23 protein-coding genes and 1 pseudogene are annotated in these 25120 nt (G+C 72.2%); 14 read left to right on the forward strand and 10 right to left on the reverse strand.

The window, feature by feature from the left end; translation table 11 throughout:
• The first annotated feature begins 176 nt into the window (after positions 1-176).
• The 4 genes from OV079_RS45920 (at position 177) to OV079_RS45935 (ending at position 6830) form a co-directional block, all read left to right on the forward strand.
• The gene (locus tag OV079_RS45920; RefSeq protein ID WP_267776276.1) at positions 177-1583 is read left to right on the forward strand and encodes a serine/threonine-protein kinase; all 1407 of its coding nucleotides are present in this window, start codon (positions 177-179) and stop codon (positions 1581-1583) included.
• A 287-nt stretch (positions 1584-1870) separates the two neighbouring features.
• On the forward strand, positions 1871-2431 hold the full coding sequence (locus OV079_RS56775) for a TetR/AcrR family transcriptional regulator (protein ID WP_267776277.1): 561 nt from the start codon (positions 1871-1873) through the stop codon (positions 2429-2431).
• Between the two features lie 124 nt (positions 2432-2555).
• A complete protein-coding gene (locus OV079_RS45930) occupies positions 2556-3698 on the forward strand; it encodes an efflux RND transporter periplasmic adaptor subunit (RefSeq protein WP_267776278.1) in 1143 nt (380 codons plus the stop codon).
• Positions 3699-3725: 27 nt separating this feature from the next.
• Complete coding sequence (locus OV079_RS45935) at positions 3726-6830, forward strand: multidrug efflux RND transporter permease subunit (protein ID WP_267776279.1); 3105 nt, start codon at positions 3726-3728, stop codon at positions 6828-6830.
• A 71-nt stretch (positions 6831-6901) separates the two neighbouring features.
• Here OV079_RS45935 and OV079_RS45940 read toward each other — a convergent pair whose 3' ends face one another.
• On the reverse strand, positions 6902-7513 hold the full coding sequence (locus OV079_RS45940) for an RNA polymerase sigma factor (protein WP_267776281.1): 612 nt from the start codon (positions 7511-7513) through the stop codon (positions 6902-6904).
• Positions 7514-7611: 98 nt separating this feature from the next.
• On the opposite strand from OV079_RS45940, the gene OV079_RS45945 reads away from it, so the two are divergent.
• The 3 genes from OV079_RS45945 (at position 7612) to OV079_RS45955 (ending at position 11882) form a co-directional block, all read left to right on the forward strand.
• Positions 7612-8661 carry a serine/threonine-protein kinase gene (locus OV079_RS45945; protein WP_267776282.1) on the forward strand — a complete coding sequence of 350 codons (1050 nt, stop codon included), beginning with the start codon at positions 7612-7614 and terminating at the stop codon, positions 8659-8661.
• An 827-nt stretch (positions 8662-9488) separates the two neighbouring features.
• Positions 9489-10241 carry a hypothetical protein gene (locus OV079_RS45950; RefSeq protein ID WP_267776284.1) on the forward strand — a complete coding sequence of 251 codons (753 nt, stop codon included), beginning with the start codon at positions 9489-9491 and terminating at the stop codon, positions 10239-10241.
• An 843-nt stretch (positions 10242-11084) separates the two neighbouring features.
• Positions 11085-11882 (forward strand): hypothetical protein, encoded by a 798-nt coding sequence (locus OV079_RS45955; RefSeq protein WP_267776285.1) that lies wholly within the window; start codon positions 11085-11087, stop codon positions 11880-11882.
• A 227-nt stretch (positions 11883-12109) separates the two neighbouring features.
• Here OV079_RS45955 and OV079_RS45960 read toward each other — a convergent pair whose 3' ends face one another.
• Both OV079_RS45960 and OV079_RS59700 read right to left on the reverse strand, forming a co-directional pair.
• On the reverse strand, positions 12110-12574 hold the full coding sequence (locus tag OV079_RS45960; RefSeq protein ID WP_267776286.1) for a hypothetical protein: 465 nt from the start codon (positions 12572-12574) through the stop codon (positions 12110-12112).
• Between the two features lie 138 nt (positions 12575-12712).
• Positions 12713-14157: pseudogene (locus tag OV079_RS59700) on the reverse strand (UbiA-like polyprenyltransferase).
• 148 nt (positions 14158-14305) lie between these two features.
• Here OV079_RS59700 and OV079_RS45975 point away from each other — a divergent pair.
• Together OV079_RS45975 and OV079_RS45980 are read left to right on the forward strand one after the other, a co-directional pair.
• Entirely contained in the window at positions 14306-14725 is a 420-nt protein-coding gene (locus OV079_RS45975; protein WP_267776289.1) for a hypothetical protein, read from the forward strand.
• Positions 14722-15147: a hypothetical protein gene (locus OV079_RS45980; protein ID WP_267776290.1), complete on the forward strand. Its 426-nt coding sequence runs from the start codon at positions 14722-14724 to the stop codon at positions 15145-15147. Before OV079_RS45975 ends, OV079_RS45980 begins: the two co-directional genes overlap by 4 nt.
• Before the next feature lie 184 nt (positions 15148-15331).
• On the opposite strand, the gene OV079_RS45985 is transcribed toward OV079_RS45980, so the two are convergent.
• Both OV079_RS45985 and OV079_RS45990 read right to left on the reverse strand, forming a co-directional pair.
• The gene (locus tag OV079_RS45985) at positions 15332-16675 is read right to left on the reverse strand and encodes a hypothetical protein (RefSeq protein WP_267776291.1); all 1344 of its coding nucleotides are present in this window, start codon (positions 16673-16675) and stop codon (positions 15332-15334) included.
• Complete coding sequence (locus OV079_RS45990; RefSeq protein WP_267776292.1) at positions 16651-17826, reverse strand: serine/threonine-protein kinase; 1176 nt, start codon at positions 17824-17826, stop codon at positions 16651-16653. The genes OV079_RS45985 and OV079_RS45990 overlap by 25 nt, the downstream gene beginning before the upstream one ends.
• Positions 17827-17999: 173 nt before the next feature.
• Here OV079_RS45990 and OV079_RS45995 point away from each other — a divergent pair, with 173 nt between their 5' ends.
• A complete protein-coding gene (locus tag OV079_RS45995; protein ID WP_267776294.1) occupies positions 18000-19019 on the forward strand; it encodes a PEGA domain-containing protein in 1020 nt (339 codons plus the stop codon).
• A 17-nt stretch (positions 19020-19036) separates the two neighbouring features.
• Here OV079_RS45995 and OV079_RS46000 read toward each other — a convergent pair whose 3' ends face one another.
• Complete coding sequence (locus OV079_RS46000) at positions 19037-19606, reverse strand: hypothetical protein (RefSeq protein ID WP_267776295.1); 570 nt, start codon at positions 19604-19606, stop codon at positions 19037-19039.
• An 86-nt stretch (positions 19607-19692) separates the two neighbouring features.
• On the opposite strand from OV079_RS46000, the gene OV079_RS46005 reads away from it, so the two are divergent.
• The 4 genes from OV079_RS46005 (at position 19693) to OV079_RS46020 (ending at position 22857) form a co-directional block, all read left to right on the forward strand.
• Entirely contained in the window at positions 19693-19956 is a 264-nt protein-coding gene (locus tag OV079_RS46005) for an FHA domain-containing protein (protein ID WP_267776297.1), read from the forward strand.
• Positions 19956-21944, forward strand: coding sequence for an ATP-binding cassette domain-containing protein (locus OV079_RS46010; protein ID WP_267776298.1), 1989 nt, complete (start codon positions 19956-19958; stop codon positions 21942-21944). The genes OV079_RS46005 and OV079_RS46010 overlap by 1 nt, the downstream gene beginning before the upstream one ends.
• The gene (locus tag OV079_RS46015; protein WP_267776299.1) at positions 21941-22270 is read left to right on the forward strand and encodes a hypothetical protein; all 330 of its coding nucleotides are present in this window, start codon (positions 21941-21943) and stop codon (positions 22268-22270) included. Before OV079_RS46010 ends, OV079_RS46015 begins: the two co-directional genes overlap by 4 nt.
• Positions 22271-22506: 236 nt before the next feature.
• Positions 22507-22857, forward strand: a complete 351-nt coding sequence (locus OV079_RS46020) for a hypothetical protein (RefSeq protein ID WP_267776301.1) — start codon at positions 22507-22509, stop codon at positions 22855-22857.
• 148 nt (positions 22858-23005) lie between these two features.
• Here OV079_RS46020 and OV079_RS46025 read toward each other — a convergent pair whose 3' ends face one another.
• The 4 genes from OV079_RS46025 to OV079_RS46040 are packed head-to-tail and all read right to left on the reverse strand — an operon-like array spanning position 23006 to position 25108.
• A complete protein-coding gene (locus OV079_RS46025) occupies positions 23006-23605 on the reverse strand; it encodes a TetR/AcrR family transcriptional regulator (protein WP_267776302.1) in 600 nt (199 codons plus the stop codon).
• A gap of 5 nt (positions 23606-23610) precedes the next feature.
• A complete protein-coding gene (locus tag OV079_RS46030; RefSeq protein ID WP_267776303.1) occupies positions 23611-24102 on the reverse strand; it encodes a hypothetical protein in 492 nt (163 codons plus the stop codon).
• Positions 24066-24587 (reverse strand): hypothetical protein, encoded by a 522-nt coding sequence (locus tag OV079_RS46035; protein WP_267776305.1) that lies wholly within the window; start codon positions 24585-24587, stop codon positions 24066-24068. The genes OV079_RS46030 and OV079_RS46035 overlap by 37 nt, the downstream gene beginning before the upstream one ends.
• On the reverse strand, positions 24584-25108 hold the full coding sequence (locus tag OV079_RS46040; protein ID WP_267776307.1) for a hypothetical protein: 525 nt from the start codon (positions 25106-25108) through the stop codon (positions 24584-24586). The genes OV079_RS46035 and OV079_RS46040 overlap by 4 nt, the downstream gene beginning before the upstream one ends.
• Positions 25109-25120: the final 12 nt, after the last annotated feature.

Here is a 25120-nt window from a genome sequence, read left to right on the forward strand (position 1 = left end):
GTACATCGTCTTACCGTCGCAGGGCCTGGTCTCGTCTCGTATACCAAGAACTTGCAGCGCCGGGGAAACATGTGCGTGTACATCGTCTTGAAGGCGCTGGCCTCACGCCCCTCGTATACCGCAGACCGGAGGTCGTGCTATGAGGCGCCATGGTCAGGCCGGATCCGAAGGCGCTCGTGGGATGCACCTTGGGCGGTGTGTACCGCATCAAGCGGCACGTCGCGGCCGGTGGCTTCGCCGACCTGTACGAGGGCTGGCACGAGGTGCTGGAGACGCCGGTCGCGGTCAAGGTGCGGCGCATGGTCGGCGCCGACGGTGACCCGGAGGACTTCGCCCGCAACGACGACTATTGCTTCGCCCACTTCAAGACCGAGGCGATCCTCGGCTTTCGCCTGCGCGACCCTCACGTGGTGCGCGTGCTCGACTTCCGCCTCGAGGCCAAGGTCGAGTACCTGGTGATGGAGTGGCTCGACGGCAAGAGCCTGCAGGGGCTCGCGGACGGCCGGCCGATGTACTGGCGGCGGGCGGTCGAGCTGATGGCGAAGGCGGCCGACGCGGTGGCGAGCCTGCACGCGGCCGGGTGGTTTCACCGCGACATCAAGCCCGACAACTTCATGGTGCTGGGCGGCGGCGACGACGACGAGCGGGTCGTGCTCATCGATCTCGGGCTCGTGCGTCAGCGGCCGCTGGCGGCGCCGATCGTGTCGCAGCTGGCCGAGCCCACGGCGTGGATCGCCCACACGCCCGGTTACTGCGCGCCGGAGGTGTACGCCCAGATCAAGGAAAAAGATCGAGACCTCGCCGTTCACCGAGGCCTCCGAGGTGTTCGCGCTCGGCGTGACGCTCTACAATTGCTCACGGGCCGGATCCCCTGGGACGGTCACACCGCGCAGCAACAGCAGGCCGAGATCGCGGGCGGCTCGCCGCCGATCCCGCTGTCGCGGCTCGGCACGCACGTGCCGCCCGAGCTCGATCAGCTGCTGCAGCGCGCCCTCGGCACCGATCCCGCGCGACGGCCGAGCTCCGCGCAGGCGTTCGCCCGCGAGCTGCGGCGCGTCCTGACGCCCTCGAAGTCGTTGCCCGAGGTCGCGACCGCGAAGCCGCCCGCGGCCGACGTGGAGCGCGAGGGCGGCGAGGCGGCGCCGCGGAGCGCCGCGCCGCCGCTGTCGCCCGCGAGCCCGCCGCGCTCGCGCTGGGCCCTGTTGCGTTGGGCGTCGGTGGCGTTGTTGCTGGCGCTGGGCGGGTCGCTGTGGTGGCTGACGCCCGCGGTGCCGGCGGAGCTGCAGATCGCCGAGGCGCCGCCGCCGAGCCTCGCGCCGTCGCCGGTGGTGGTCGTCGTGCCCGACGCGAAGCCGCCACCGCCGTCACCGCCGCCCGGGCCGATCCGCCGCGTTCGACCCACGCTGGTCGATCAGCTGCGCCGCTGCCCGGCCGCGCCGTCGGGCAACGTGGCGTTCGACATCCGCGGCGGACGTGTGGTCGCCGTCGATTTCGAACCGCTGCGCGCCGACGACGAGTGGCATCAATGCGCCGCGAAGCGGGTGCGTGGGTTGAAGGACGGGCAGCTGGTCGTGCACCTGTGAGCGGCGATCGGCGCTGCGTGCATTCGTCGCAGCGGTCTCATGATAAAGTTGGTACTGCGAGGCCGCGAGGGCAGTCTTACGTATGTCGGAGGGCGGGGTCGATTGCGCGTTCTCGCGCGAACCCCGAGAGCGAGCGGGAACGACGCGACGGGAAAGCAGCGAACGGGCGTGAGTCGCCGAACGTTGTCCGTTGGCCCGTATTCGGGCATAAAGCGAGGGTCCGGGCGGCGGCGACGGGCGCGAGTCCGCTTGCGAAGATACCGACCAGCCGGTATGTTTCCCGCCCCGTGTCGCTCGCCAACCAGCGCAAGAAAGAGCCGGATGTCGTGCGACAGAAGTTGCTCGATTGCGCTGCGCAGATTTTGGTCGACCGCGGCCTCGCCAACCTGACCGTGCAGGCGGTGGCCGAGGCGGCGGGGGTGACGAAGGGCGGGCTGCTGCATCATTTCGCCAGCAAGCAGAAGCTGACCGAGGCGCTGTTCGCCGAACAGCTGCGCAACCTCGACGGCGAGATCGACGCGGCCATGGCGGCGGATCCCGTGGGCCACGGGCGATTCACGCGGGCATATGTCCGCAGCACGTTGCGCGTCGACCACACGGGCCCCTGTCCGTGCGCGGCGCTCTCGGTGTCGACGTTGATCGACCCGGCGCTGCGGCAGGCGTGGGGCGACTGGTACCGGGCGCGCCTGCAACGTCACCGCGACACCGACGCCGCGCCGGAGCTGCAACTCGTCCGCTACGCGGCCGACGGGGTGTGGCTGGAGGACCTGATGGCGCAGGACGGTGAACCCCCGATCGACCGTCAGACTCTCCTCACGCAAATGATCGACCTGACCCGAAAGCGGTAACGACGGAGCCTGCGGCGCTCCACGGCACCTGCGATCGTCCCCCCACATTTCTACCAATGCGCGCTGCGCCTCGGACCCGGACGTCGTCCGGTCGGAGAGGTGCGAATGCGACGGGTCCTGAATCATGCAACCGTATCTCTCCTCCTCGTTCGTCCCTGGCCTGGCGCTGCTCGCCCTGCTCGTCGGGTGTGAGCCGTCGGCCACTCACGCGGCCCCCGCAAGCGAGCCGCCCGTCACCGAGGTGTCGACCGTGGTCGCTGCGACCCAGGCGGTCCCTCGCGTGCGCGAGCTGCCGGGACGTCTCGCCTCCTCACGCGTCGCCGAGGTCCGTGCGCGGATCTCCGGCATCGTCCTCGAGCGCGTGTTCGAGGAGGGTAGCTTCGTGCGCAAGGGCGACGTGTTGTTTCGCCTCGAACCCACGCTCTACCGGGCCGAGCGCGACGCGCAGACGGCCGCGCTGGTGCGGGCGGAGGCGACGCGCGACCAGGCGCAGCGCCACGCGAATCGCACGCTGACGCTGCTCGAGCGGCAGACCGTCAGCACCGCCCAGAACGACGTCGCCGACGCGGCGCTCAAGCAGGCCGAGGCGGACGTCGCGTCGGCGCGGGCGCGGCTGGCCCGCGCGCGCGTCGACCTCGACCACGCCACGGTGCGCGCGCCGATCAGCGGGCGGATCGGTCGCGCCCTGGTGACCGAGGGCGCGCTGGTCAACGAGATCGCGGCCACCCACCTCGCCACCATTCAGCAGATCGATCCGATCTACGTCGACTTCGTGCAGCCGGTCGACCTCGTCGACCCGAGCGAGCGCGACGGCGCGGCCAAGGTCGAGCTGGTGCGCGCCGACGGCAGCGTGTACGGCGAGGTCGGGCAGCTGCTGTTCACCGACGTGAGCGTCGACCCGGGCACCGCCCAGGTGACGACGCGGGCGTCGTTCCCCAACCCGGAGGGCGCCCTGCTGCCCGGGACCTACGTGCGCGTGCGGCTGGCCCGCGGGCGCGACGTCGAGGCGATCGTGGTGCCGCCGCAGGCGATCCAGCGCAGCAGCGCCGGCGAGGCGCAGGCGTACGTGGTCGACGACGCCGGCAAGATCGCGCTCAAACCACTGCGCACCGGGCCGCTCACCGAGCGCGGCTGGATCGTCGAGGAGGGCCTTGTCGCCGGCGAGCACGTGGTCGTCGAGGGGTTCCAGAAGATCGGTCCGGGCGCGAGCGTGAAGGCCGTGCCCTGGGCCGCGCCGGCGCCGGCGTCGGCCACCGCGCAGCGCTGATTTTCCTTCGCCCGAGGGGGCACCGTCATGATCCGCTTCTTCATCGATCGCCCGATCTTCGCCTGGGCCGTGTCGCTGTTCATCATGCTGGCGGGAGCGATCTCGCTGGTCTATCTGCCGATCTCGCAGTACCCGAGCGTGGCGCCGGTGACCGTCTCGGTGACCGCGATCTACCCCGGCGCGCCGCCGGAGCGGCTCTACGAGGGCGTCACGCGCATCCTCGAGGAGGAGCTCAACGGCATCCCGGGGGTGATGTACTTCGAGTCGACCAGCGACGCCTCGGGGACGGCGCAGATCATGGTGTCGTTCGCGCCCGGCTACGATCCGGCGAAGGCGACGGTGGCGGTGCAGAACCGGCTCAAGCGGGTCGAGGCGCGGCTGCCCCGGGTGGTGGCGCAGCAGGGCGTGCAGATCGAGGAGGCGACGACCGCGATCATGCAGTTCGTCACGGTGCGGGCGACCGACGGCAGCATGACGGAGATCGAGCTCGGCGACCTCGCGGCCCGACGGATCCTCGGCGAGCTGCGGCGCGTGCCCGGGGTCGGTCGCGCGACCCTGTTCTCGACCGAGAAGGCGCTGCGCGTGTGGATCGATCCGGTCCGCCTGGTCGGCTTCGGCCTCACCGCCGGCGACGTCACGGCCGCGATCGAGAGTCAGAACGCCCAGATCGCGTCGGGCACGGTCGGCGCGCCGCCGGCGGTCGACGGTCAGCGGATCGCCGCCAACGTGCTCGTCAAGGGCCAGCTCGGCACCGTGCAGGAGTTCGAGCAGATCGTCCTGCGGGCGGGCACCGACGGCTCGCTGGTGCGTCTGCGCGACGTCGCCGACGTCGAGCTCGGCGGCCAGAGCTACCTGTTCCAGTCGCGCCTCGACGGCGTGCCCGCGGCCGGCATCGGCATCCAGCTCGCGCCCGGCGGCAACGCGCTGGCCACCGCCACCGGCGTGCACGAGAAGATCGCCGAGCTGATGCGGACGATGCCGGCGAACGTCGAGATCTCGGTCCCCTACGACACCACGCCGTTCGTCGAGGTGTCGATCCGCCAGGTCGTGGTCACCCTGCTCGAGGCGATGGGGCTGGTGTTCGCGGTGATGTTCCTGTTCCTGCAGGACTTCCGCTACACCATCATCCCCGCGATCGTGGTGCCGGTGGCGCTGCTCGGGACGTGCGCGGCGCTGCTGCTGGCCGGGTTCTCGATCAACGTGCTGACCATGTTCGGCATGGTGCTGGCGATCGGCATCCTCGTCGACGACGCGATCGTGGTGGTCGAGAACGTCGAGCGCATCATGGCCGAGGAGGGGCTCGGGCCGAAGGCGGCGACGCGCAAGGCGATGGCCCAGATCACCGGGGCGATCGTCGGCATCACGGTGGTGCTGATCGCGGTGTTCCTGCCGATGGCGTTCTTCCCCGGCTCGGTCGGCGTGATCTACCGCCAGTTCGCGGTGTCGATGGCGACGTCGATCGCGTTCTCGGCGTTCCTCGCGCTGTCGCTGACGCCGGCGCTGTGCGGCACGCTGCTGCGGCCGCACGGCGCGGACCACGGCCGCGCGCGCCGCGGGCCGTTCGCGTGGTTCAACCGCGGCTTCGAGGCCCTGACGACCGGCTACCGCTCGGGCGTCGGCGGGGTGCTGCGCCGGCCGGCGCGGTTCCTGGCGATCTACGTGGCCCTGCTCGGCGCGCTGGCGTGGTGCTACCAGCGGCTGCCGTCGAGCTTCCTGCCGACCGAGGACCAGGGCTATCTGATCGTCGACGTGCAGACCCCGCCGGAGGCGTCGCAGGAGCGCACGCTCGACGTGATCGAGAAGATCGAGGCGCACTTCGCCAGCGAGGCGGCGGTCGCCAGCGTCGCCACGATCGCGGGCTTCGGCTTCTCGGGCCAGGGGCAGAACGCGGCGCTCGCGTTCGTCATGCTCGACGACTGGTCGCAGCGCGGGCCGGAGGACTCGGCCGACGCCGTGGGCGGGCGGGCCAACGCCGCGCTCGGCGGGATGGCCGACGCGATCGCGTTCGCCCTCGCGCCGCCGGCGATCGAGTCGCTCGGCAACTCGAGCGGCTTCAGCTTCCGCCTGCAGGACAAGGCCCAGCGCGGGCAGAAGGCGCTGGCGGCGGCCCGCGATCAGCTGCTGGCGGCGGCCTCGCAGAGCCCGGTGCTGGCCAACGTGTACGTCGAGGGCCTGCCGACGGCGCCGCAGATCGAGCTCCGGGTCGACCGCGACAAGGCGAGCGCGCTCGGGGTCGGGTTCGCGGCGATCAACCAGACGCTGTCGACAAGCCTCGGCTCGGGCTACGTCAACGACTTCCCCAACCAGTCGCGGATGCAGCGGGTGATCGTCCAGGCGGACGCGGCCCGGCGCATGAAGGCGGAGGACCTGCTCGACCTGTTCGTGCGCAACGGCGAGGGCAAGATGGTGCCGATGCGCGCGTTCGCCGAGGTGGCGTGGACGATGGGGCCATCGCAGGTGGCGAGCTTCAACGGCTATCAGACGATCAAGTTCAGCGGCATGGCGGCGCCGGGGCGCGCCAGCGGCGACGCGATGGCCGAGATGGAGCGCCTCGCGGGCCAGCTGCCGGAGGGCTTCGATTACGCGTGGACCGGCCAGTCGCTGCAGGAGAAGCTGTCGGGCAGCCAGGCGATCTACCTGCTGGCGCTGTCGCTGGTGTGCGTGTTCCTGTGCCTCGCGGCGCTGTACGAGAGCTGGTCGATCCCGCTGGCGGTGCTGCTCGTCATCCCCACCGGCGTGCTCGGCTCGGTCCTCGCCATCCTGTGGCGCGAGCTGCCCAACGACGTCTACTTCAAGGTCGGCCTCATCACGATCATCGGCCTCACCGCGAAGAACGCGATCCTCATCATCGAGGTCGCCAAGGAGCTGGTCGCCGAGGGCCGCTCGGTCCGCGCCGCGGCGGTCGAGGCCTGCCGGCTGCGCTTCCGCCCGATCGTCATGACCTCGCTGGCGTTCATCCTCGGCGTGGTGCCGCTGGCGATCGCCTCCGGCGCCAGCTCCAACAGCCAGCGGGCGATCGGCACGGGCGTGCTCGGCGGGATGCTCGCGGCCACGGTGCTGGCGATCTTCGCCACCCCGCTGTTCTTCGCGCTGATCGCCCGGGCCTCGCGCAAGCAGGCCGAGCCCGAGTAAAGACATGTTCGAACGGACATGCCCGATGGGGCATGTCCGTTCGCACATGTTTTCTCTTAAAGAGAGAAGAATCAGGTGCGGCCGAGCTGGTCGCGCAGCTCGCGGGCCCAGCGCTCGAGGTCGTGGAGGGTCGCCTCGGCGAGCGCGGGCGCGGGGGCGAGGGCGCGGAGGTGGTCGCCGAGCAGCTCGCGGGCGCGGCGGAGGCGGCTGCGGACGGTGCCCTCGGGCAGCTCCAGCGCGGCGGCGATGGCCGGGGCCGCGTAGCCCTCCCAGTAGTACAGCTCGACGACGATCTGCAGCTCGAGCGGCAGCGCGCGCAGGGCCTGGTAGAGCAGCTGGAGGTGCTCGCGGCGGTCGACCAGGGCGCTGGGCGACTCGCCGAGGTCGGCCACCGAGACGGTGTCGCCGTCGAAGATGCCGTCGCGGTACTGGTCGCGGAAGCGGCGGAGCAGCAGCTTGCGCGCGATCCCGAACAGGTAGGCGCGCACCGGCACGCCCTCGGGGAGGTGCTCGCTGCGCTCGACGAGGGCGAGGAAGGTGCGCTGCACGAGGTCCTCCACGCCGGTCTGGACCTTGCTGTAGAAGAAGCGCGCGATCGGCTCGAAGTGGCGGGCAAACAGGCGGCTGCCGGCGCGCTTGTCCCCGTCTCGCCAGGCGGCGACCAGCGCCTCGTCGGTCTCCACGCGCCGATGGTAGTCGGGCCCGCGGCGGGCGGCGAAAAAAATCGTCACCGGGGGTGATCGATCGGCATCCTCGTGGAACGTCGCGGGAAGAGCCTCCCATGACCGTCGCCTTCGCCGTCCTCACCCCGAGCTCCGAAACGTTGCAAGCGCCCGAGAACGAACTCCTGCACCCGCTCGAGCAGATCCGCCGCCAGGTCGCGGCGTCGCTGTTCGACGAGCCGCACGCGCCGAGCGCGATCGGCCGGTTCCAGGTGCTGCGGGTGATCGGCGCCGGCGGGATGGGGGTGGTCTATGCGGCCCGCGATCCGCAGCTCGACCGCACCGTCGCGCTCAAGCTGCTGCGCCCCGGCCAGCTCGGGCCGCTGGCGCAGCAGCGGCTGCTGCGTGAGGCGCAGGCGATGGCGCGGCTGCAGCACCCGAACGTGCTCGCGGTGTTCGACGCCGGGATCCACGCCGGGCAGGTGTGGCTGGCGATGGAGTACGAGGCCGGCGGGACGCTCGGCGACTGGCTGCGGGCGGCGCCGCGGCGCTGGCAGGAGGTCGTCGAGGTGCTGACGCAGGCCGGGCGCGGGCTGGCGGCGGCGCACGCGGCGGGGCTCGTGCACCGCGACTTCAAGCCGGCCAACGTCCTCGTCGGCGGCGGGCGGATCCGGATCTCCGACTTCGGCCTCGCGCGGCTCGGCGAGGACGCGATCGCCGAGGCCGAGCGCACCGTCGACGAGCACGCCGCCGCGCTGGCCGAGCCGATGACGCGCACCGGCGCGGTGCTCGGCACGCCGGCGTACATGGCCCCCGAGCAGCTGATGGGCCTCCAGGCCACCGCGCGCAGCGACCAGTTCGCGTTCTGCGTTGTGCTGTTCGAGGCGCTGCACGGGCACCGGCCGTTCCGCGGCGAGACCCTGGCGCAGCTGTGCGAGGCGTTCGCGCGCAAGGAGATGGTGACGCCGACGCGGGCGGTGCCGCGGGCGCTGCAGGCGGTGCTCGAGCGCGGGCTGCAGCTCGAGCCGGAGGCCCGCTTCCCGTCGATGGACGCGCTGCTGGCCGCGCTGGCCCGCGCGAGCGCGTCGCGGGCGTGGCGGACGGCGCTGCTGGTCGTGGGGGTGGCTGTCTCTTCGAGCATGGCCCTGGGTCCTATGTATATTTTATGAAAAGCTCGCCGACCGCGTCGGCGGCCGTCCCGACGGAGGAGCTGGGCTTCAAGTACAACGATCGCCCGGGCAAGGACATCGACGAGGTGTGGAACCCGGAGCGGGCGCGGGCGCTGCGGTGGGCGCTGCCGCAGCCGCGCGACGAGGTCGACATGCTGGCGCTGGCGCTCGACGCCTACGCGGCGCGCTGGCTCGAGGTGGCGGCGAAGCCGTCGGCGACCAAAGATCAGTTCAACTGGACCAACACCTGCCTGGCGGACCGTCTCACCGCGCTCGACGATCTGGTGATCGCGGCGAGCGAGGGCGCGCGAGAGCGCGACGCTGATCGGACACGCCCACGAGTTCTTGCCCGACCTCGCCGACTGCGAGCAATCGTCGCAGTACAACCCGCTCGTCAGCCAGGGCTTCGCGCCGACGCGGCGCATGAGCTGGCGGGCGCGCCTGCTGCTGGCGGGAGGTTTCGCGCCGCGGGTGTTGCACGCGGCGCGCGTGCCCGAGCTGGGCAAGGGGTTCGAGGCGCTGGGCGCGGCGTACCTGCTGGGCGACGCGCGGGTCAACGCGGAGATCGAGCTCGCCGCCGCGTTGCTCGGCTTCCACGCCCCGGCGGGCGCGTCGAACAGGCACTCGTACACCGATCCGCGGACGGGCGAGCGGATCGTCCACCACGAGCGCCCGCTGCCGCCGCGGGCGCGCACGCTCAAGCTGCTGCAGGGGATCGCGGAGACCAGCGCGGCCGCCGGGTTCGCCGACGTCGCCGCGCGGGCCTGGGCGGGCGTGGCCGAGCTGCTCGAGGCCGGGCCGCACAGCGAGCACGCGCGGGCGGCCGCGTGGACGGCCTGCGCGCGGCGCTGGCGAAGTTGCCGGCGGAGCACCGGTTGCGGCGCCGGCTGGCCGGGGATCTGGCGATCTTCGCGGCCGCGCACGTGCGCCACGCGGTGCCCGCGGGCACCTGCGTCGCGCCTGACGGCACCCTGCCCGCGTGCGAGGCGGTGCGGGAGGCGCTCGGCGATTTCGCCACCGCGCTGCGCGGCGAGCCCGATCCGGGCCGGCGCGGGTGGCTGCGCCGGCAGCAGGCGGCGCTGCTCGAGTACGTCGGCGACGTCGCCGGCGCGGCCGCGTTGCGCCAGCAGAGCGCCGGCGAGCTCGACGACCGCAGCCCGCAGGAGCGCGGCTACCTCGACTTCTCGGCCGGCGCGATCGTGCCGCACACGCCGGACACGGCCGAGAGCCTGCGCTGCACCTACGACCACAGCCGCTGCGAGATCGATCCGGCCGTGCTGAAGGGTGAGATCGATCCGGAGGCGCTGCTCGAGGGCGCGTGGTTCATGCCGGACGAGGAGGACGGCGAGCTCGTCGCGTTTCGGGTGACGAGCGCTCACGGCAGCGAGGTGATGCGGCGGCTGGACCTGCGGGCGCGCGATCGGATCGTCGGAGTGGACGGCGCGCCCGTGACGGGGGACTTCGTGTGGGACACGGAAGCAGCCCTCGCTCGCGGGCGCTTGACCCTGACCATCGATCGCGCCGGCACCACGCTCGAGCGGGAGTACGTGCTGCGTACGCCGCGAGCCGGCGATCGATGATTGATTGGCGAGACATCTCGCGGTGTTGACATTGAGCCCGGCGAGCCGAGCCGGGGCTCGGGAGGACCGCACAGGCAGACATGGGCCGCCTGATGGCGTCGACAGGGTCTGGAACGCGGTTCAGACCCTGCCGAAGACGGCGCATCGCAGTTCGTCCGATAACTGCCACGATTGAGCGGGAAAATATCGGCAGCGTCGCGCGACGACCCGGGGCGAATGTCGGCACCAGTGTCCCGGCGCGGGCGCGGACGCGGACCGAGGCGCGCCGGCGAGAGCGAGCTGTGCGGGCCGCACTGGCGACATTCGCCGGCGCGGCGCCGATCTGCGAGATGGGCCCGCAGCGGGCCCGGGGCAGGTCCTGCGGGCGGGCTCATGTTTGTGGCGGAGCGCGAGAACGACGGTTTCGGGGTGTGGTGGTTACTCGGTCCTACACCTCGACGATGTCGGCCTCGAATTGGTCGTTCGCGCGGCGTTTCGCCGTACCAATTCGCCTGCGATCATTACACAACTGCCGTGATTTGCGGCGCGGCAACCGCAGGGAGGGTGCTTGCGGCCGGGCTCGGCGCCGGCGATTCGCAGTTGCACTCGGTGCCCACAAAATCGCCGTAAACGGGCCCCTGGCGGGTCTGGCGGGCTCGTAGCGCCTTGCCGACGCGGTCTGCAGGCCCCGGGTGCAACCGCTCACCCCCGATTTTTCTGCTTGCCCGGGTCAACGTGCTCACCATGGTTGAGTCGTCAATGTCGCCTGCGGGACGGTCCGCGGCGAATCGATAAACTCCTCGCTGTGTGGACCCCCATCTACCAGTGAATCGCACACTCCGTGTGCCTCGAAAGGAACTTGCCATGTCTCGCATCATCTCTTCGTTCTTCGTCGCCCTCTCGTTCGCCACCACCGCCGGCCTCGCCTACACGGCCACCGACGCCGAGGCCCACGGCTGCGAGAACGGCTGTGGAGGAGGTTGGGGAGGAGGGCTGGGGCTCGACCTCGGCATCGACCTCGACATCGACGTCGATGTCGACCTCGACCTGGGCACCTGCTACGACATCGACGTCGATCTCGGAGCTGATTGCGCGATCGTCACCGACGTCGACGCAGGCCTTTACTGCGATCCGCTCAGCGTCGAAGCCGCGTGCATCGCCCAGCTTGGCGTCGACTGCGGTCTCGACGCGTTCCTCGGCTGCGTGGCCGACATGACCGCGCACTGCGAGGCGGAGATCGAGGCCGGCGGCGCGCTGTTCTGCGACGGCGTGTTCCTCGGCGCCGACAGCTGCCTCGACGGCCTCGACGGCCTGCTCGACGGCCTGCTCGACGGCTTGCTCGACATCGACCTCGACATCGACGCGTGCTTCGACGTCGACCTCGACGTCGATGTCGACCTCGACCTCGACATCTGCCTCGACGTCGGCCTGGGCGTGGACGTCGACTGCGCGGTCGCCCTGGGCGCCGAGTGCCTGGCGAAGTGCGACCCGATCGCGGTCGAGGCGGCTTGCATCGTCGAGCTCGGCGAGGACTGCGGCCTGCACGAGATGGCGGCCTGCCAGGCCGGCCTGATGGCCCATTGCGAGGCCGCTTGCAACCTCGGCGGCGCGCTGTTCTGCGACGGCGACATCTACGCCGGCTTCTTCTTCTGCGGCGAGTGATCGCGGCAGGACGCCCCGGCCCGCGACCGCCCCGCGCGGTCGCGTCCGGGCCACGACTTCGACTAGGACGGCGAGCTCGCGACCCCTGGACCCGCTTGCGAGCTCGCCGCTCTCGTCACCTTTTTACAGCTGCGCGGCGCAACATCGCAGATGTCCCCGAGGACATGCGATGATTGCCCCGCGCTTTTGTCTTGGATGCATGGGTCGAGAGGAGAGTCCGGTGATCGTCAGCCGCCGGTCGGCAGCATGCGCCGGAGGCGGGCGAGGCCGCGGAGGACCTCGTCGCGGTGGCGGGCGAGGATCAGCCAGCGCGGCAGGCGGGCGATCCGGTAGCGGTCGGGCAGGAACAGGCGCAGGCGCTCGCGCAGCGGGCTGCGCACGTAGTCCTCGAGCTCCCGCAGGTGCTCGGCTCCGGTGGCCCACAGGACGTGGCCGCAGCAGTCGGTCCGCAGCCAGTAGCGCAGGCCGATCGGCTCCTCGCGGATCGCCCCGCACGCGGGACAGTGCATGCGGCGCGTCCGCGACGGCGGGGTGTCTTCGCTGTACAGGGTGACGAGGCGCGCGCAGCCGTCGCAGCGGGGACAGGCGACGAGGATCGACTCGCGCGTGCCGGGCCTCAGGGGCTGCGGCTCGCGGTCGTGCAGTTGCCGGAAGCGCAGCGGCGGTCCGGGGCGGCGGAGACGGTTCGGCACCCGGGCAGCGTCGCACGAGCGGAGGGCGAGCGCGAGCCGGGTGCTCGCGCTCCACCGAGGTCACACCATGGGTGATATGTCTCTTCGGACAGGCGAGCGCGGGCCCGCGGCGCCGGCAGATCGCGCGCGGTCGCGGCGCTAGACCAGCGTGGCGATCAGGGCGCAGGCGAGGTAGGCCATGCTGATGTAGCCGTTGAGGTCGAAGAACGCCTTGTCGATGCGGCTGAGGTCGCCGGGGCGGACGATCGCGTGCTCGTAGACGAGGATCGCGGCGATCAGCGCGACCCCGACGGCATGGGCGACGCCGAGCCCCTCGCGCAGGTGGACGACCACCAGCGCGGCGACGGTGCCGACGTGGAGGAGGGCGCTGAAGACCAGGGCGCCCACGGTTCCGAAGCGGACGGGGATCGAGTGCAGCCGCTGCTCGCGGTCGAAGGTCTCGTCCTGCAGGCTGTAGAGGATGTCGAAGCCCGCCACCCAGGTGGCGACCGCGAGCATCAGCCACAGCGGGGTGGCGGGCGCGGCGAGGTCGCCGGTGACGGCCACCCACGCGCCGCCGGGGGCGAGCGAGAGGGCGAGCCCGAGCACCAGGTGGGCCGACCACGAGAATCTTTGAAGAGGCTGTAGGCGAGGACGACGATCAGACAGCCGGGGGCCAGCAACAACGGGACAGGTCCCAAGAGCCAGGCGCAGCCGAGGAAGGCGAGCGCGGAGAGGACGGTCAGCAGGACCGCGGCCCGCAGCGAGACCAGCCCGGCCGGCAGCTCGCGCATGGCGGTGCGCGGGTTGGCGGCGTCGATCCGGCGATCGACGATTCGATTGAAGCCCATGGCGGCGGTGCGCGCGGCCGTGAAGGCGAGGACGATCAGCGCGAGGCGCCCGAGGTCCAGGCCCGCGCCGCCGTGCGCGAGCGCGTGCCGGTGCGCGAGGGCGACCGCGGCCAGCGCGAACGGCAGGCCGAAGACGGTGTGGCTGAAGCGGACGAGGCCGCCGAGACGACGCACGACGAGCCACGGGGCCGGAGCTGCGGTCACGCGCGAGAGTGTAGCAGCGCGCAGCGCGTGGCGGCCGCGGCGGGCGGTCGCAGGGGCGTGCGGAAGGGCAACTCGCGGCGGCCGCGAGGGGGGACTGCAAGCGCCGCGCGGGAGGGCGAGATCCGCAGCGGCCGCCGACAGCTGCCCGGAGAGACCGGGGGACGATGGGGATGTCCTCGGGGACAGGTGCTGGCCGCGCGCCCGGCGTGCGCGCGAGGCCGCGTTCCGCGGGTCGAGGAGATGCCCCCGGGAGGGCGGCGAGCCCGTCGCGCGCGAGCGGTTCGGCTGTCCTGAGGGACAGGCGGGTTCGGCGGAGCGGCGAGGCCGTCCGGGGGCGCGCGGGTGCGGATGTCCTGAGGGACAGGCGGGTTCGGCGGAGCGGCGAGGCCGTCCGGGGGCGCGCGGGTGCGGATGTCCTGAGGGACAGGCGGGTGCGGCGGAGCGGCGAGGCGTCCGGGCGCGCGCTTGACCGCGAACTTGGTTGCATGTCCTGAAAGACATGTAGTCGTTCGACAGGTGTCTCGTCGGCGCGCTCAAGGAGGGCCCCATGGCGCGAGTGTCATGACGCGGCTGCCATGCCTTGCGCTCGTGGTGTGCGGTTTGTTCGCCAGAAGGCCGTCGCCAGCGGTTGCTTGCCTTTGGCGGGCCCGGACGCCCGTGCTATGCCGTCGGCATGCTTACTGTTCATGGCTTGAGCGTGCGCGTGATCATCGGGTTGTGCTGTGGGGTGCTGGCGTGCTCCACCGAGAAGGGCGAGTCGTCGGAGACGTCTCCTCAGGAGACCGAAGGCGCCAGCGAAGGGGCGACGGAAGGCGCCAGCGAAGGGGCGACGGAAGGCGCCAGCGAAGGGGCGACGGAAGGCGCCAGCGAAGGGGCGACGGAGGGGACGCCGACCGAGACTGGCGAGGAGCCGACGGCGGGAGAGACCGAGGGCGCGCTGCCGGCGGCCTGCGAAGAGGTCGACCCGGCGGTGTCGGCCGATTTCGAGGTTGCGATCGACGGTGATGCCGGCGTGCACGACATCGACTTGCCGTGCACGGTCGACGCGGTGGCGACCGAGGGGAACCAATCGGTCACCTCGCTGACCTGCGACGAGGGGGCACGCCGCGGGCCGTGACGCTGACCCTCCCGGTCGCGCCCGAGGGCGAGGTCGCCTGGGCCGTCGGCGACGGCGTGCAGCTCAACTCGGGCTCGCAGGACCTCGACGTGACCTGGGAGAAGTGGATCGAGCTGCGCGGAGCCGACGACGCGCTGCTGGCCGCCGGCGTCGCGCCGCGCAACGGAGAGCTCCCCGCCGGGCTGTTCGCGCCGATCGTCGTCGAGCCGGTGCCCGCCTGCGGGCCGGTCAACTTCGACCTGGCGGTCAGCTCGTTCCAGCTCGACTTCACGCTCGCGGACCAGACGCTGAGCGTGTTCTCCGGCCACCGCGGCGAGCTGGTCGCCGGCGCGGGCGAGAGCTTCGCCGTCGACGTCGACACCGCGCAGTACAACGAGTGCTGCCACTGGAGGAGATCTTCGCGCTGCTGCTCCGGCGGGTGAAGACGGAGTAGCGGCGCGAGGCCGGTGACCGCGGGCCGTCCGGGGGCGTCGACCGCAGGAGGCGTCGGCGTGGACGGCTTGCGCGGCGGCCGGCGCACCCGAGCATCGCAGTATGTCCCCAAGGACATGCCGTTCGGGGCAAGTTCGAAGAGCATGCCCGATCGGACATGCCCTCACAACCAGCCTACTTGCCGAGCTTGGCCTTGAGCTTGGTCAGGCGCTCGTCGGCGTCGCGCGAGCCGAGCTCCTTGGCCTTCTCGTAGGCGCGGCGGGCGTCGGCGTAGCGCAGCAGTTTGAAATATGCGTCGCCGAGCTTGAGGTGGTAGAGGGCGGTCTTCGGCGCGGCGGCGATCGCCTTCTCGGCGTAGTCGGCGGCGCGCTGGTGGGCGCCCTTGTCGAACTCGAGGTCCGACAGGCCGATGAGCGCCACCGCGTTGCGGTTGTCGGACGCGAGGGCCTGGTGGAACAGGGTCTCGGCGCGCTTGCGGTCGCCGCCGGCCAGCGCGGCGCGGGCGTCCTGGGCCAGCGCGGTCGACTGCTTGCTGTCGCGTTTGCTGCTCGCGGTCGGCTTGCCGGGGGTCTGCGGCGTCGGCTCGGGATCGCTGGCGGTCGCCGGCGCGGGGCTCGAGCCCGGCCCGGTCGCCTCGGGCGCGGGGTCGCTGGTGCGGCGCCCCTTCGGCCGCGCCTGCGTCGACCGGACCAGCTTCTCGGCCGAGGCGGCGATCACCAGCGACGTGCTGTCCTCGCCGTCGACGAGGTCGAGCAGCGCCTGGTCGCGCTTGGCGGTGTCCTGCTCGGCGAGGGCCACCAGCACGCCGGTGTTGCGCAGCTCGGCCTGCGTGAAGCCGCCGCTCAGGGCCCGATCCTCGAGGTCGGAGACGAAGCCCGGGGTCACGCCGGAGCGCTCGCGGGCGCGGACGTCGCCGGGGTCGAACAGCACGGCCTGGATGTAGAAGTCGCGGGCGAACGGCTTGCCGCCGTCCATGTCCCAGTACTGGTCGCCGAGGCGGACCAGCGTCTGCGCGAACTCCTCGCGCAGCTCGGTGGCCTTGCCGTGGGCGAGGGTGCGGGCCCCGCCGCGCTGCTCCTCGAGCGCGCGGATCTTCAGCAGCGCGGTGAGCTCGGGCTCGTCCTCCGGCGGGTAGACCCAGTGGGCCCGCGCGCCGGCGGCTCGCGCCTCGTTGACGAGGTTGTCGACGAGGACCTGCTCCTCGGGGGCGGGCAGCCGGCGCAGGTTCCACAGCGCCAGCGCGAGCAGCAGCGCGAGCAGGGTGCTGGCCCCGGCGATCGCCGGCCACAACCACCGCCGCCGCTGCCGGATCACCCCGGGCTGCGGCATGTCCTTGCGCAGCCGCTCGTAGCGGTCGGGGTCGACGTCGGGCAGCGGCAGGTCGTCGTAGGCGGTGTGCAGGCCGGCGGCGATCTGGGCCTCGCACAGCGCGGCCTCGACGTCCCGCATGTCGCGGTAGCGCCGCGTCGGCTCCTTCTCGAGGCAGCGCAGGATCACCGCCTCGAGCGCCGGGTGCACCGAGCCGGGCGGGCACAGCCCGACGGCGGCGTCGGGTTCTGTGTCAGCTGGTTCTCGAGGATCTCCTCGATCGTCGGCGCGACGAACGGCGGCTTGCCGACCAGCAGCTCGTAGGCCGTGCAGCCGAACGAGTACATGTCGAGGCGGCCGTCGAAGCTCTGGCCCAGCACCTGCTCGGGCGCCATGTAGTGCGGCGTGCCGGCGGCCCCGGCGTCGGTCTCGGCGTGGACCGTGGCGATGCCGAAGTCGACGACCTTGACCCAGTCCGCCTTGCCGTTGTGCGTGACGAGGATGATGTTGTCGGGCTTGACGTCGCGGTGGATGATCCCGACCTCGTGCGCCGCCGCCAGGCCCTTGCACACCTGGCGCAGGATCCCGATCATCCGCGCCTGGTCCATGGGACACTTGTCGAGCTCGCTGTCGAGGCCGTGGCCGTTCAGCAGCTCCATCGCGAACATCAGGCGGCCGTCGGGCAGCTCGCCGAAGTCGAAGATCTCGACGATGTTGGGCGAGCCGATCCGGCTGGCCGCGCGCGCCTCGTCGCGGAAGTGGGCCGCCTGCTGCGGGTCCTCGCTGGCCTCGGGGCGGAGGATCTTGAGGGCCACGCGGCGCTCGATGTCCTCGTGCTCGGCCTCGTAGACGACGCCCATGCCGCCCTCGCCGAGCCAGCGGATCAGGCGGTAGCGCGTGCCGGGGACGCGGCGGCCGGGGAGCAGGCGGACCTGCTTGCCCTCGGCGTTGACCTGCGAGCTGCTGCTGCGCGTGGAGATCCGGCCGGACACCGCGACCGCGCGGCCGGTCTTGCCGGCGAGCGGGCGGGCGAGCGGGCGGCTCTTGTCGGAGTCGTCGAGCGCGCTCGGCTCCTTGCGGGTGATGGCGTCGGGACGGCCGGGCGCGACGTCTTCGGAGCCGCTCGGCTCCTTGCGGGTGATGGCGTCGGGTCGACCGGGCGCGTGCTCGAGGCCGGCGGGCTCCTTGCGCGTGACGGCGCGGTCGTCTTGACGGAGCGCCGGTGGTTCGCGGTTGAAGTGGTCCTTGCGCGTGGGGGCGCGGTCGTCGGTGCGGGGCTCGGCGGGCGGCTCGTCGAACGAGATCGTCCAGGTGTCGGCGGCCGCGGTGGAGCCCGCGGGGCCGCGCGGCGGGGCGGGCACGAGCGGGGCCGGGATCAGGTCTCGGGGCGGCGCGGGCATCCGGGCGGGCGCCTCGAGTGTGGGCGGCCATGGGGGGGCGCGACAAGGGGCGAGTGTCGTGAGGCGCGTTTTCGCGCGGTGCGAGCGCGCCCGGGGAGGCCCTGGGCCGAGGGCGTTGATGCTAGGGTAGAGCGGTGCGGGTCCCGCTGTGCGTGCTTCTGGGGTGGCTGCTGGCGATGCCGCCCGCCGGGGTCGTGTGGGCCGCGCCACCCGGGGGTGCGGCGACACCGAGCGATTCGGTGCGGATCGCCGTGGTGCCGCTGCGCGTGGGGGGCGGCCAGGTCGACGAGGCGACGCGCAAGGGCTGGGTCGCGGGGCTGCGGCGCGGGCTTGGGCGCGGCGACTTCACGCTCGTCGAGCAGGACGTGGCCGACCGCGTCGGCGAGCCGGGCTGCGAGCGGCAGGCGTGCCTCGACGCGCTGCGCGAGGCGGGTGCGACCCATCTGGTGCGCACCGGCATCACGATGAAGAGCCGCGACTACTTGCTCGAGCTCGAGCTGGTCGACGCGGGCTCCGGCGCGGTGCTCTTCAAGTCGCAGGAGCGGTGCGAGATCTGCGGCGTCGGCGAGGTCGCCGATCTGCTCGACTCCCAGGGCGCCCTGCTGCAGACGCGGCTCGCGGTGCTCGGCAAGGGGCCGCCGGTGCTGGTGCTCGACACCCGGCCGAGCGGCGCCCTGGTCCACGTCGACGGCGAGGTCGTCGGCAAGACTCCGCTCGAGCGGCCGCTGCTCGCCGGGGCGCGGAAGATCCGGGTCACGCTCGGCGGCTACGTCGCCGAGGAGCGCGAGCTGACGTTCGTCGCCGGCGGCCGCGAAGAGGTGGTCATCGAGCTGCAGCGCACCCCGGGCAACCCGCGGCAGCGGGCGCTCGGCGGGGCGGCGCTCGGCGGGGGCCTGGCGCTGTTCGGGGCCGGCGTGGCCTTGCTCGCGCTCGACGACATGCCGTTCAAGAAGCGCTGCACGGGGACCGAGGTCGACGCCGACGGCGACTGCCGCTGGCTCTACAACACCGGCTGGGGCGGGGCGGCGCTGGCGGTGTCGGGGGCGGTGCTGGTGACTCTGGGGATCGTCGCGCTGGTGCGAAATCGCGCGCCGAGACCGGCTCGGAGCGCGCGGGTGCTGCCGACCGGGCTGGGGGTGATGGCGCGGTTTTGAGCGCGCTGCGCCCGCGATTATTTGCCGATCGCGGCGACCTCGGCGGCGTCCTGGCAGGTCAGCACGCAGGTCGCGCGGTTGGTCGAGTTCAGGCTCTTGTCGGCGAAGCAGGAGTTGACGCAGCCGGTGAAGCTGGCGGCCGCGGCCTTGAACTTCTCCTTCGACGGACCGCCCGGCATGCTCTCGATCGCGGCCTCGGCGGCGTCGTCGCAGGTGAGCTTGCAGGTCTCGCGGTTGGTCGCCTTCTTCTCGGACACGCAGTCGGTGTAACAGCCGCTGTACGAGCGGACGACCCCGGCGACGTCGGTGGCGGAGCCGGTGGGCAGCAGGTCGGTGGCGGGCGGCGGCGTGGTCGGCGTGTCCGAGCCGGTGGCCGGGCGCTTGGGCTTGGGCTCGGCGGGCGGCGTCTCGGAGCTGCGGTCGACCGCCGGGACCGCCGGCGTCGGGCCTGGTTTACGCTGCTCGGCGGAGTCGTCGCAGGCGACGAGGAGCGCGCCGCCGAGGAGGAGCCCGCGAGGAACATGCCTCACGGCCCACCGGGCCTGCAGGCGGGACAGGGTCTGACAGATCTGGGTCCTCGTGGTCATGCCGCAAGCATACACATCGTGGGGGAATTGCCCAGAAACGTTGACATCCGCCGGCGCCGGCTGGATCCTGCGAATACAAGGCCTGCGTGGACCTGACGCCCGACAGCGACGACCCGTCGCCGGAAGTGACCTGGGCCGTGCGGCTGCAGGCGTCGCGGCTGGTGGTGCGCGAGCCCAACAAGCGCGAGGTGCCGTACCCGCTCGACGGCAAGGCGTTTCGCCTCGGCCGGGCCGACGACAACCGGATCGTCGTCAAGGCCGAGTTCGTCGCGGCGCACCAGCGCGGTTCGAGCCGACCGGCGTCGGCGACGGCTACCGCGTCCGTGACCTCGGCGGCCCGTGCAGCCTGATGTTCAACGGGCACCAGGTGCCCGAGCACGAGCTGCGCCACGGCGACGTGCTGCGGGTCGGCGACCCGTACACCGGCAGCTTCGTCACGATCACCTACCAGCGGCTGGCGCGGACGATGGCGCCGCCGGACGAGTCGGTGCCGCGCTGCCGCCTCGACCAGCCGGAGGTGACGATCGGGCGCGAGGGCTGCGAGCTGACGCTGGCGAGCCTCCTGGTGTCGCGGCGGCACGCGACGGTGCGGGCGCTGCCCGACGGCCACGAGGTGCGCGACCTCGGCAGCGCCAACGGCACCTTCGTCAACGGCGAGCGGGTCCAGATCAGCAGGAAGCTGGGCCGCGGCGACATCATCCAGGTGGGGCCGTTCAAGCTGGTCTACGACGGGCGCTCGCTCGATTCGTACGACCACCGCGGGGCGATCGAGCTCAAGGCGCGGCGGCTGGTGCGGCGGGTCGGCGGCGGCAAGGTGATCCTCGACCGCGTGTCGCTGGCGATCCTGCCGCGCGAGTTCGTGGGGGTCGTCGGCGGCTCGGGGGCGGGCAAGTCGACGCTGCTCGGCGCGCTGTCGGGCTTCAGCCGGGCCAGCGAGGGCGACGTGCTGGTCAACGGCGACGACTACTACGCCAACTTCGACGCCTACCGCGGCCAGATCGGCTACGTCCCGCAGAGCGACATCCTGCACCAGACGCTCACGGTCGACGAGGCGCTGCGCTTCACGGCCCAGCTGCGCCTGCCCGAAGATACAGGTGACGCCGAGATCGCGGCGCGGGTCGAGCGGGTGCTGGCCGACGTCGACATCGAGGACCGCCGCACCACCCGCATCAGCGAGCTGTCGGGCGGCCAGCGCAAGCGGGTCTCGATCGCCGCCGAGCTGCTGGCCGACCCGAGCCTGTTCTTCCTCGACGAGCCGACCTCGGGGCTCGACCCGGGCCTCGAGAAGCGCTTGATGTACACGCTGCGCCGCCTGGCCGACGGCGGGCGCACGATCGTGATGGTCACCCACGCGACGGCCAACATCCATCAATGCGACCACATCGCGTTCATGGCCGACGCGCGGCTCGTGTGGTTCGGGCCGCCGGCCGAGGCGCTGCAGCACTTCGGGGTGCGCAGCGGCGACTTCGCCGACATCTACACCAAGGTCGAGGGCGACGCCCACGAGTCGCACCCGCTGGTGCTCGGCGAGCTGCGGACCGAGTACGCCCGCTGGCGCGAGGCCCACGAGCGCGGCGAGCCGTCGCTGGCCGAGCTGTGGGAGCTGCGGTTCCGCCGCTCGGACGCCCGCACGCGCTACATCGTCGAGCGCCTGGCCGGCGAGGCGCGCGGGCCCGCGGTCAAGTCGAACAAGCTGCACAACTCGCAGAGCCGGCCGTCGATGACGATGACGGCGATGAAGGTCGGCGGCACCACCCCGGAGGACCGGCCGGACACCGCGCGGGTGTCGGCGTGGCAGCAGCTGGTGATCCTGGTCCGGCGCAACGTCCGGCTGCTGGCGGTCGACCGGCGCAACCTGGCGACCTTGCTGCTGCAGGCGCCGATCATCGGCGGGATCTTGGTGCTGGTCGCCCGCCCGACCGCGCTGCAGGACCTGCAGAGCTCGCACGGGCGGTTGGTGCTGTTCCTCGTCGCGCTGGTGGCGGTGTGGTGCGGGATCTTGTGCTCGGCGCGCGAGCTGACGAAGGAGCGGGCGATCTACCGCCGCGAGCGCCTGGCGAACCTGCGGATCGGGCCGTACCTGCTGGCGAAGTTCGTGGTGCTGGCGGCGGTGTGTCTGGTGCAGTCGGTCGTGCTGCTGACGGTGCTGGCGCTGAAGGTCGACTTCACGGCGGCGGTGACGACCTTCACCGCGGACGGGCCGGAGTCGGTGGTGCGCGGGGTGGCCGGGCTCGGGTTCTTCGGCAGCATGCTGGTCACGACCTTCTTGAGCTCGTTGTCGGGGCTCGGCATGGGGCTCCTGCTCCGAGCACCTCGCGGACCTCGGACCGGGCGATGAGCGTGGTGCCGCTGGTGCTGGTGCCGCAGCTGCTGCTCGCGCTGGCGCTGGTGTCGCTGCCGGCCGGGCTCGCGCCGCTGTCGTACCTCACGAGCGCGCGCTGGGCCATGGAGGCGTTCGGGTCGCTGGCGCACCTGCAGCCGCCGCGGGACTTCGCCGCTTGCACGATCCCCGGCAACCCGCTGAGCTGCCCGGTCTACCCCACCGTCGATTACGACCCCTCGACCGCGCACGTGTTCGAGGTCTGGGGCGTGCTCCTGGCGTACACGGCGCTGTGCGTCGGCTTCGCGGCGGTGGTGTTGGCGCGGCGCGACCGCGAGCGCTGAGATCGGGGCGAGAGCGCGGGCCCGCGCTTTTCATCATAGATGTCCTGAGGGACATATCATCGTACTGTCGTCCGCTCGCCGCGGGCGGCCCGCCCGGCGCATAATTTCGCGGCAGAGCCTGCTCGACGGTTCGCCGGACCGGGCTCATGGTTTTTGGACACCCGTCGCATTGGACGCGCGGGGGCCACGTCGCGCGCGTGGACACGGACATTCGATCGTGGAGAGGAGAAGGTGTCATGATGATCTTCAGCGCACTGTTCAGCGCGTGGGCCGCTCTCGCGGCGCCCGAGCAGCCGACCGAGGAGCTCGCCGACGAGGTGACCGCCGCGGAGGGCGACGTCTCGCCGGACGAGGTCGAGTTCACCGACGAGGTCGACCCCAGCGAGAACGACCGGTGGGAGTGTTACGACGACAACGACCACTGGCGCGGCTACTGCCTCGCGCGATGCGAGCGCGGCCATCGCTACCGGGCGGTGACCGAGCGGATCAAGATCCGCGGCAACCGCGATTATTGCGAGCGACGCGCCCGCAAGCACTGCCGCGGCCGCGGCGGCCTCGATGACTGGTGCTTCGGCGAGCGCGATTGAGCGGACTTATGCGGCGAGCGTGACCGAGACGACACAGCGTCGCGCTCACCCGGCAGGTCCGGCGGGGACGAGCTCCTGGCTCGCCTCCGTCGGGCCTGCATTTTTTATTCGCCTGTGATCATCCGGGTATGATCATAGCCGCGACGCGTCACGCGGCGGTCGGCGGGGCGGCGTCGACGGCCATCAGCGTGGCGACCAGCAGTTGCGCCAGCAGGTCGCGCAGCTCGTCGCGCGGGAGGTCGCGCCGCGCCAGCCAGTCGAGGCTCGAGCCCTCGACGAAGCCGACCCACCCGCGCAGCGCCAGGCGCACGCGCGGGGTCAGGTCGGCGAGGCCGAGGCGGCCGGCCAGGCGGGCGACGAAGCGGGCCCGCGTGTCCTCGACGATCGCCGCGACCTCGGCGTCGTGGCCGACGCCGCTGCGCATCAGCGCGACGTAGGCGCTGGCGTGCTCCTCGGCGAACAACAAGTACTGGTCGAGCGCGGCCAGCAGCGCCTCGGGGTCGGGGCCCTCGCCGGCCGGGTCGGTGCGCGCGAGCAACGATTCGGCGGCGCTGCGCACGGTCGCGGCGTAGAAGTCGCGCTTGCTCGTGAAGTAGTGGTAGAGGAGCCCCTTCGAGATGCCGGCCGCGGTGGCGATGTCGTCGATCGACAGCTCGTCGTAGCTGCGCTCGCTGAACAGGCGCAGGCCCAGCGCGACCAGCTGGGCCCGACGTTCGTCGACTTGCAGGCGCGCGTTCGCGCGAGTCATCCGGTTCACTGCGGCGGGGCGCCCTGGCCACGGTCCACGGTACCCGAAGACGCGGCCGCGGCGGACAAGAAGTCGCGGCCGTCCTCGCGTTGTTTCCTGACGGTCACAGCGGGCTCCGCGCTGACCCCGAACATCGCCACCGTCAGCACGATCATGACCGCCGCAAACACGTGGAGGCCCATGAACACCCCGATGCCCGCGTGCATCGCCGCGACCGCGGCCACCCACCCGCGCCGCGTGACCGCCGGCCAGATGAACGCCGCGTAGCCGATCTCGACGACCAGCACCAACCAGCCGGCCACCGTCGGCAGCCACGGGACCTGGGCCATCCAGGTGAAGTCGAGCAGCTTGTAGCCCTGCGCCACGAGCGAGCGCCAGATCGCCTCGCCGTCGCGCCACTGGGGTCCGCTCGCCTTCTCCAGCCCGGACAGCAGATAGGCGATGCACAGGTGCAGCTGCATCACCCGGATCGCCAGGCGCGTGCCCGCGGTCGCCACGTCCTGGGCCCGGCCGGCCCGGCGGTCGAGCGACAGGGCCGCGCCGCCGGGGGCGACGGTCGAATAGAACAGGAAGATGTTGGCGAAGTCGTCGGCGCCGTAGTGGTGTGCGGGGCCAGGCGCATGAAGGCGAAGTGCAGCAGCCAGGCGGCGCCGGTCGACAGGCGGGTGCGCCAGCCGAGCAGCATGCCGACCAGGCTGGCGACGTAGAGCAGCCCGAGGGCCGCGAGCGCCTGCGATTCGAACGGCGTCGCCAGCAGCTCGCCGAGCGGCGGCAGGTGCCGCGGCCCGAACGCGTCCATGAGCGGGCCGCGGAGCAGGCCGCCGTGGTGGTACAGCGCGTGGAAGAGCGGGGCGATCTGCAGCGCCTGGGCCAGGAGCACCGCGGCGAGGCCGATCCGCAGGGCCACCAGCGGGGCCGGGCGGGCCGGGGCGAAGAAGAAGCGATCGATCGCGCGCAGGGCGGCGTCGAGGCGGGCGTTCACGGGTCACCTCCGGGTCCGGCGCGTGCCGGGCGGACGACGCGGGCGCGGTAGACCGAGCGCCAGCGGGTCCGGGCGCCGCGAGCGGCCTTGACCAGCGAGGGCACGCGGTGAAAGCCCATGTCGACGGTGACGCTGCGGGCCTCGGGGTGGCGCGCGAACAGGTTCGCGGCCCACGAGGCGGCCAGGCGGCCGCGCACGTCGTCGTCGCTGCGGCGGTCGTGGAACACTTCGATGAGGTCCTCGACGCGGATGTCGGCCTCGCGGGTGCTCTTCGGCGCGAGGCGATCGACCGCGGTGCGGCCGGCGTCGTCGACGAGCGTGAGGGTGAGGGTCGGCGGGTCGCCGACCGAGGGCGCGTAGAAGCCGTAGCCGTTGTCGGCCCCGGTCAGCTCCCCGTAAGCGAGGAGGAGCGGTCCGAGCGGCCCGGCGCCGCACGGGCAGAAGCCGAGCGCGCCGAGGACGACGAGCACGAGGTGGGCGGCGACCGCCGCGAGCAGGATGATGCGACGTCGGAGGGTCATGGGGACTTTCGT

This window comes from Nannocystis pusilla (assembly GCF_026626665.1).
Taxonomy (GTDB): Bacteria; Myxococcota_A; Polyangia; order Nannocystales; family Nannocystaceae; genus Nannocystis; species Nannocystis pusilla.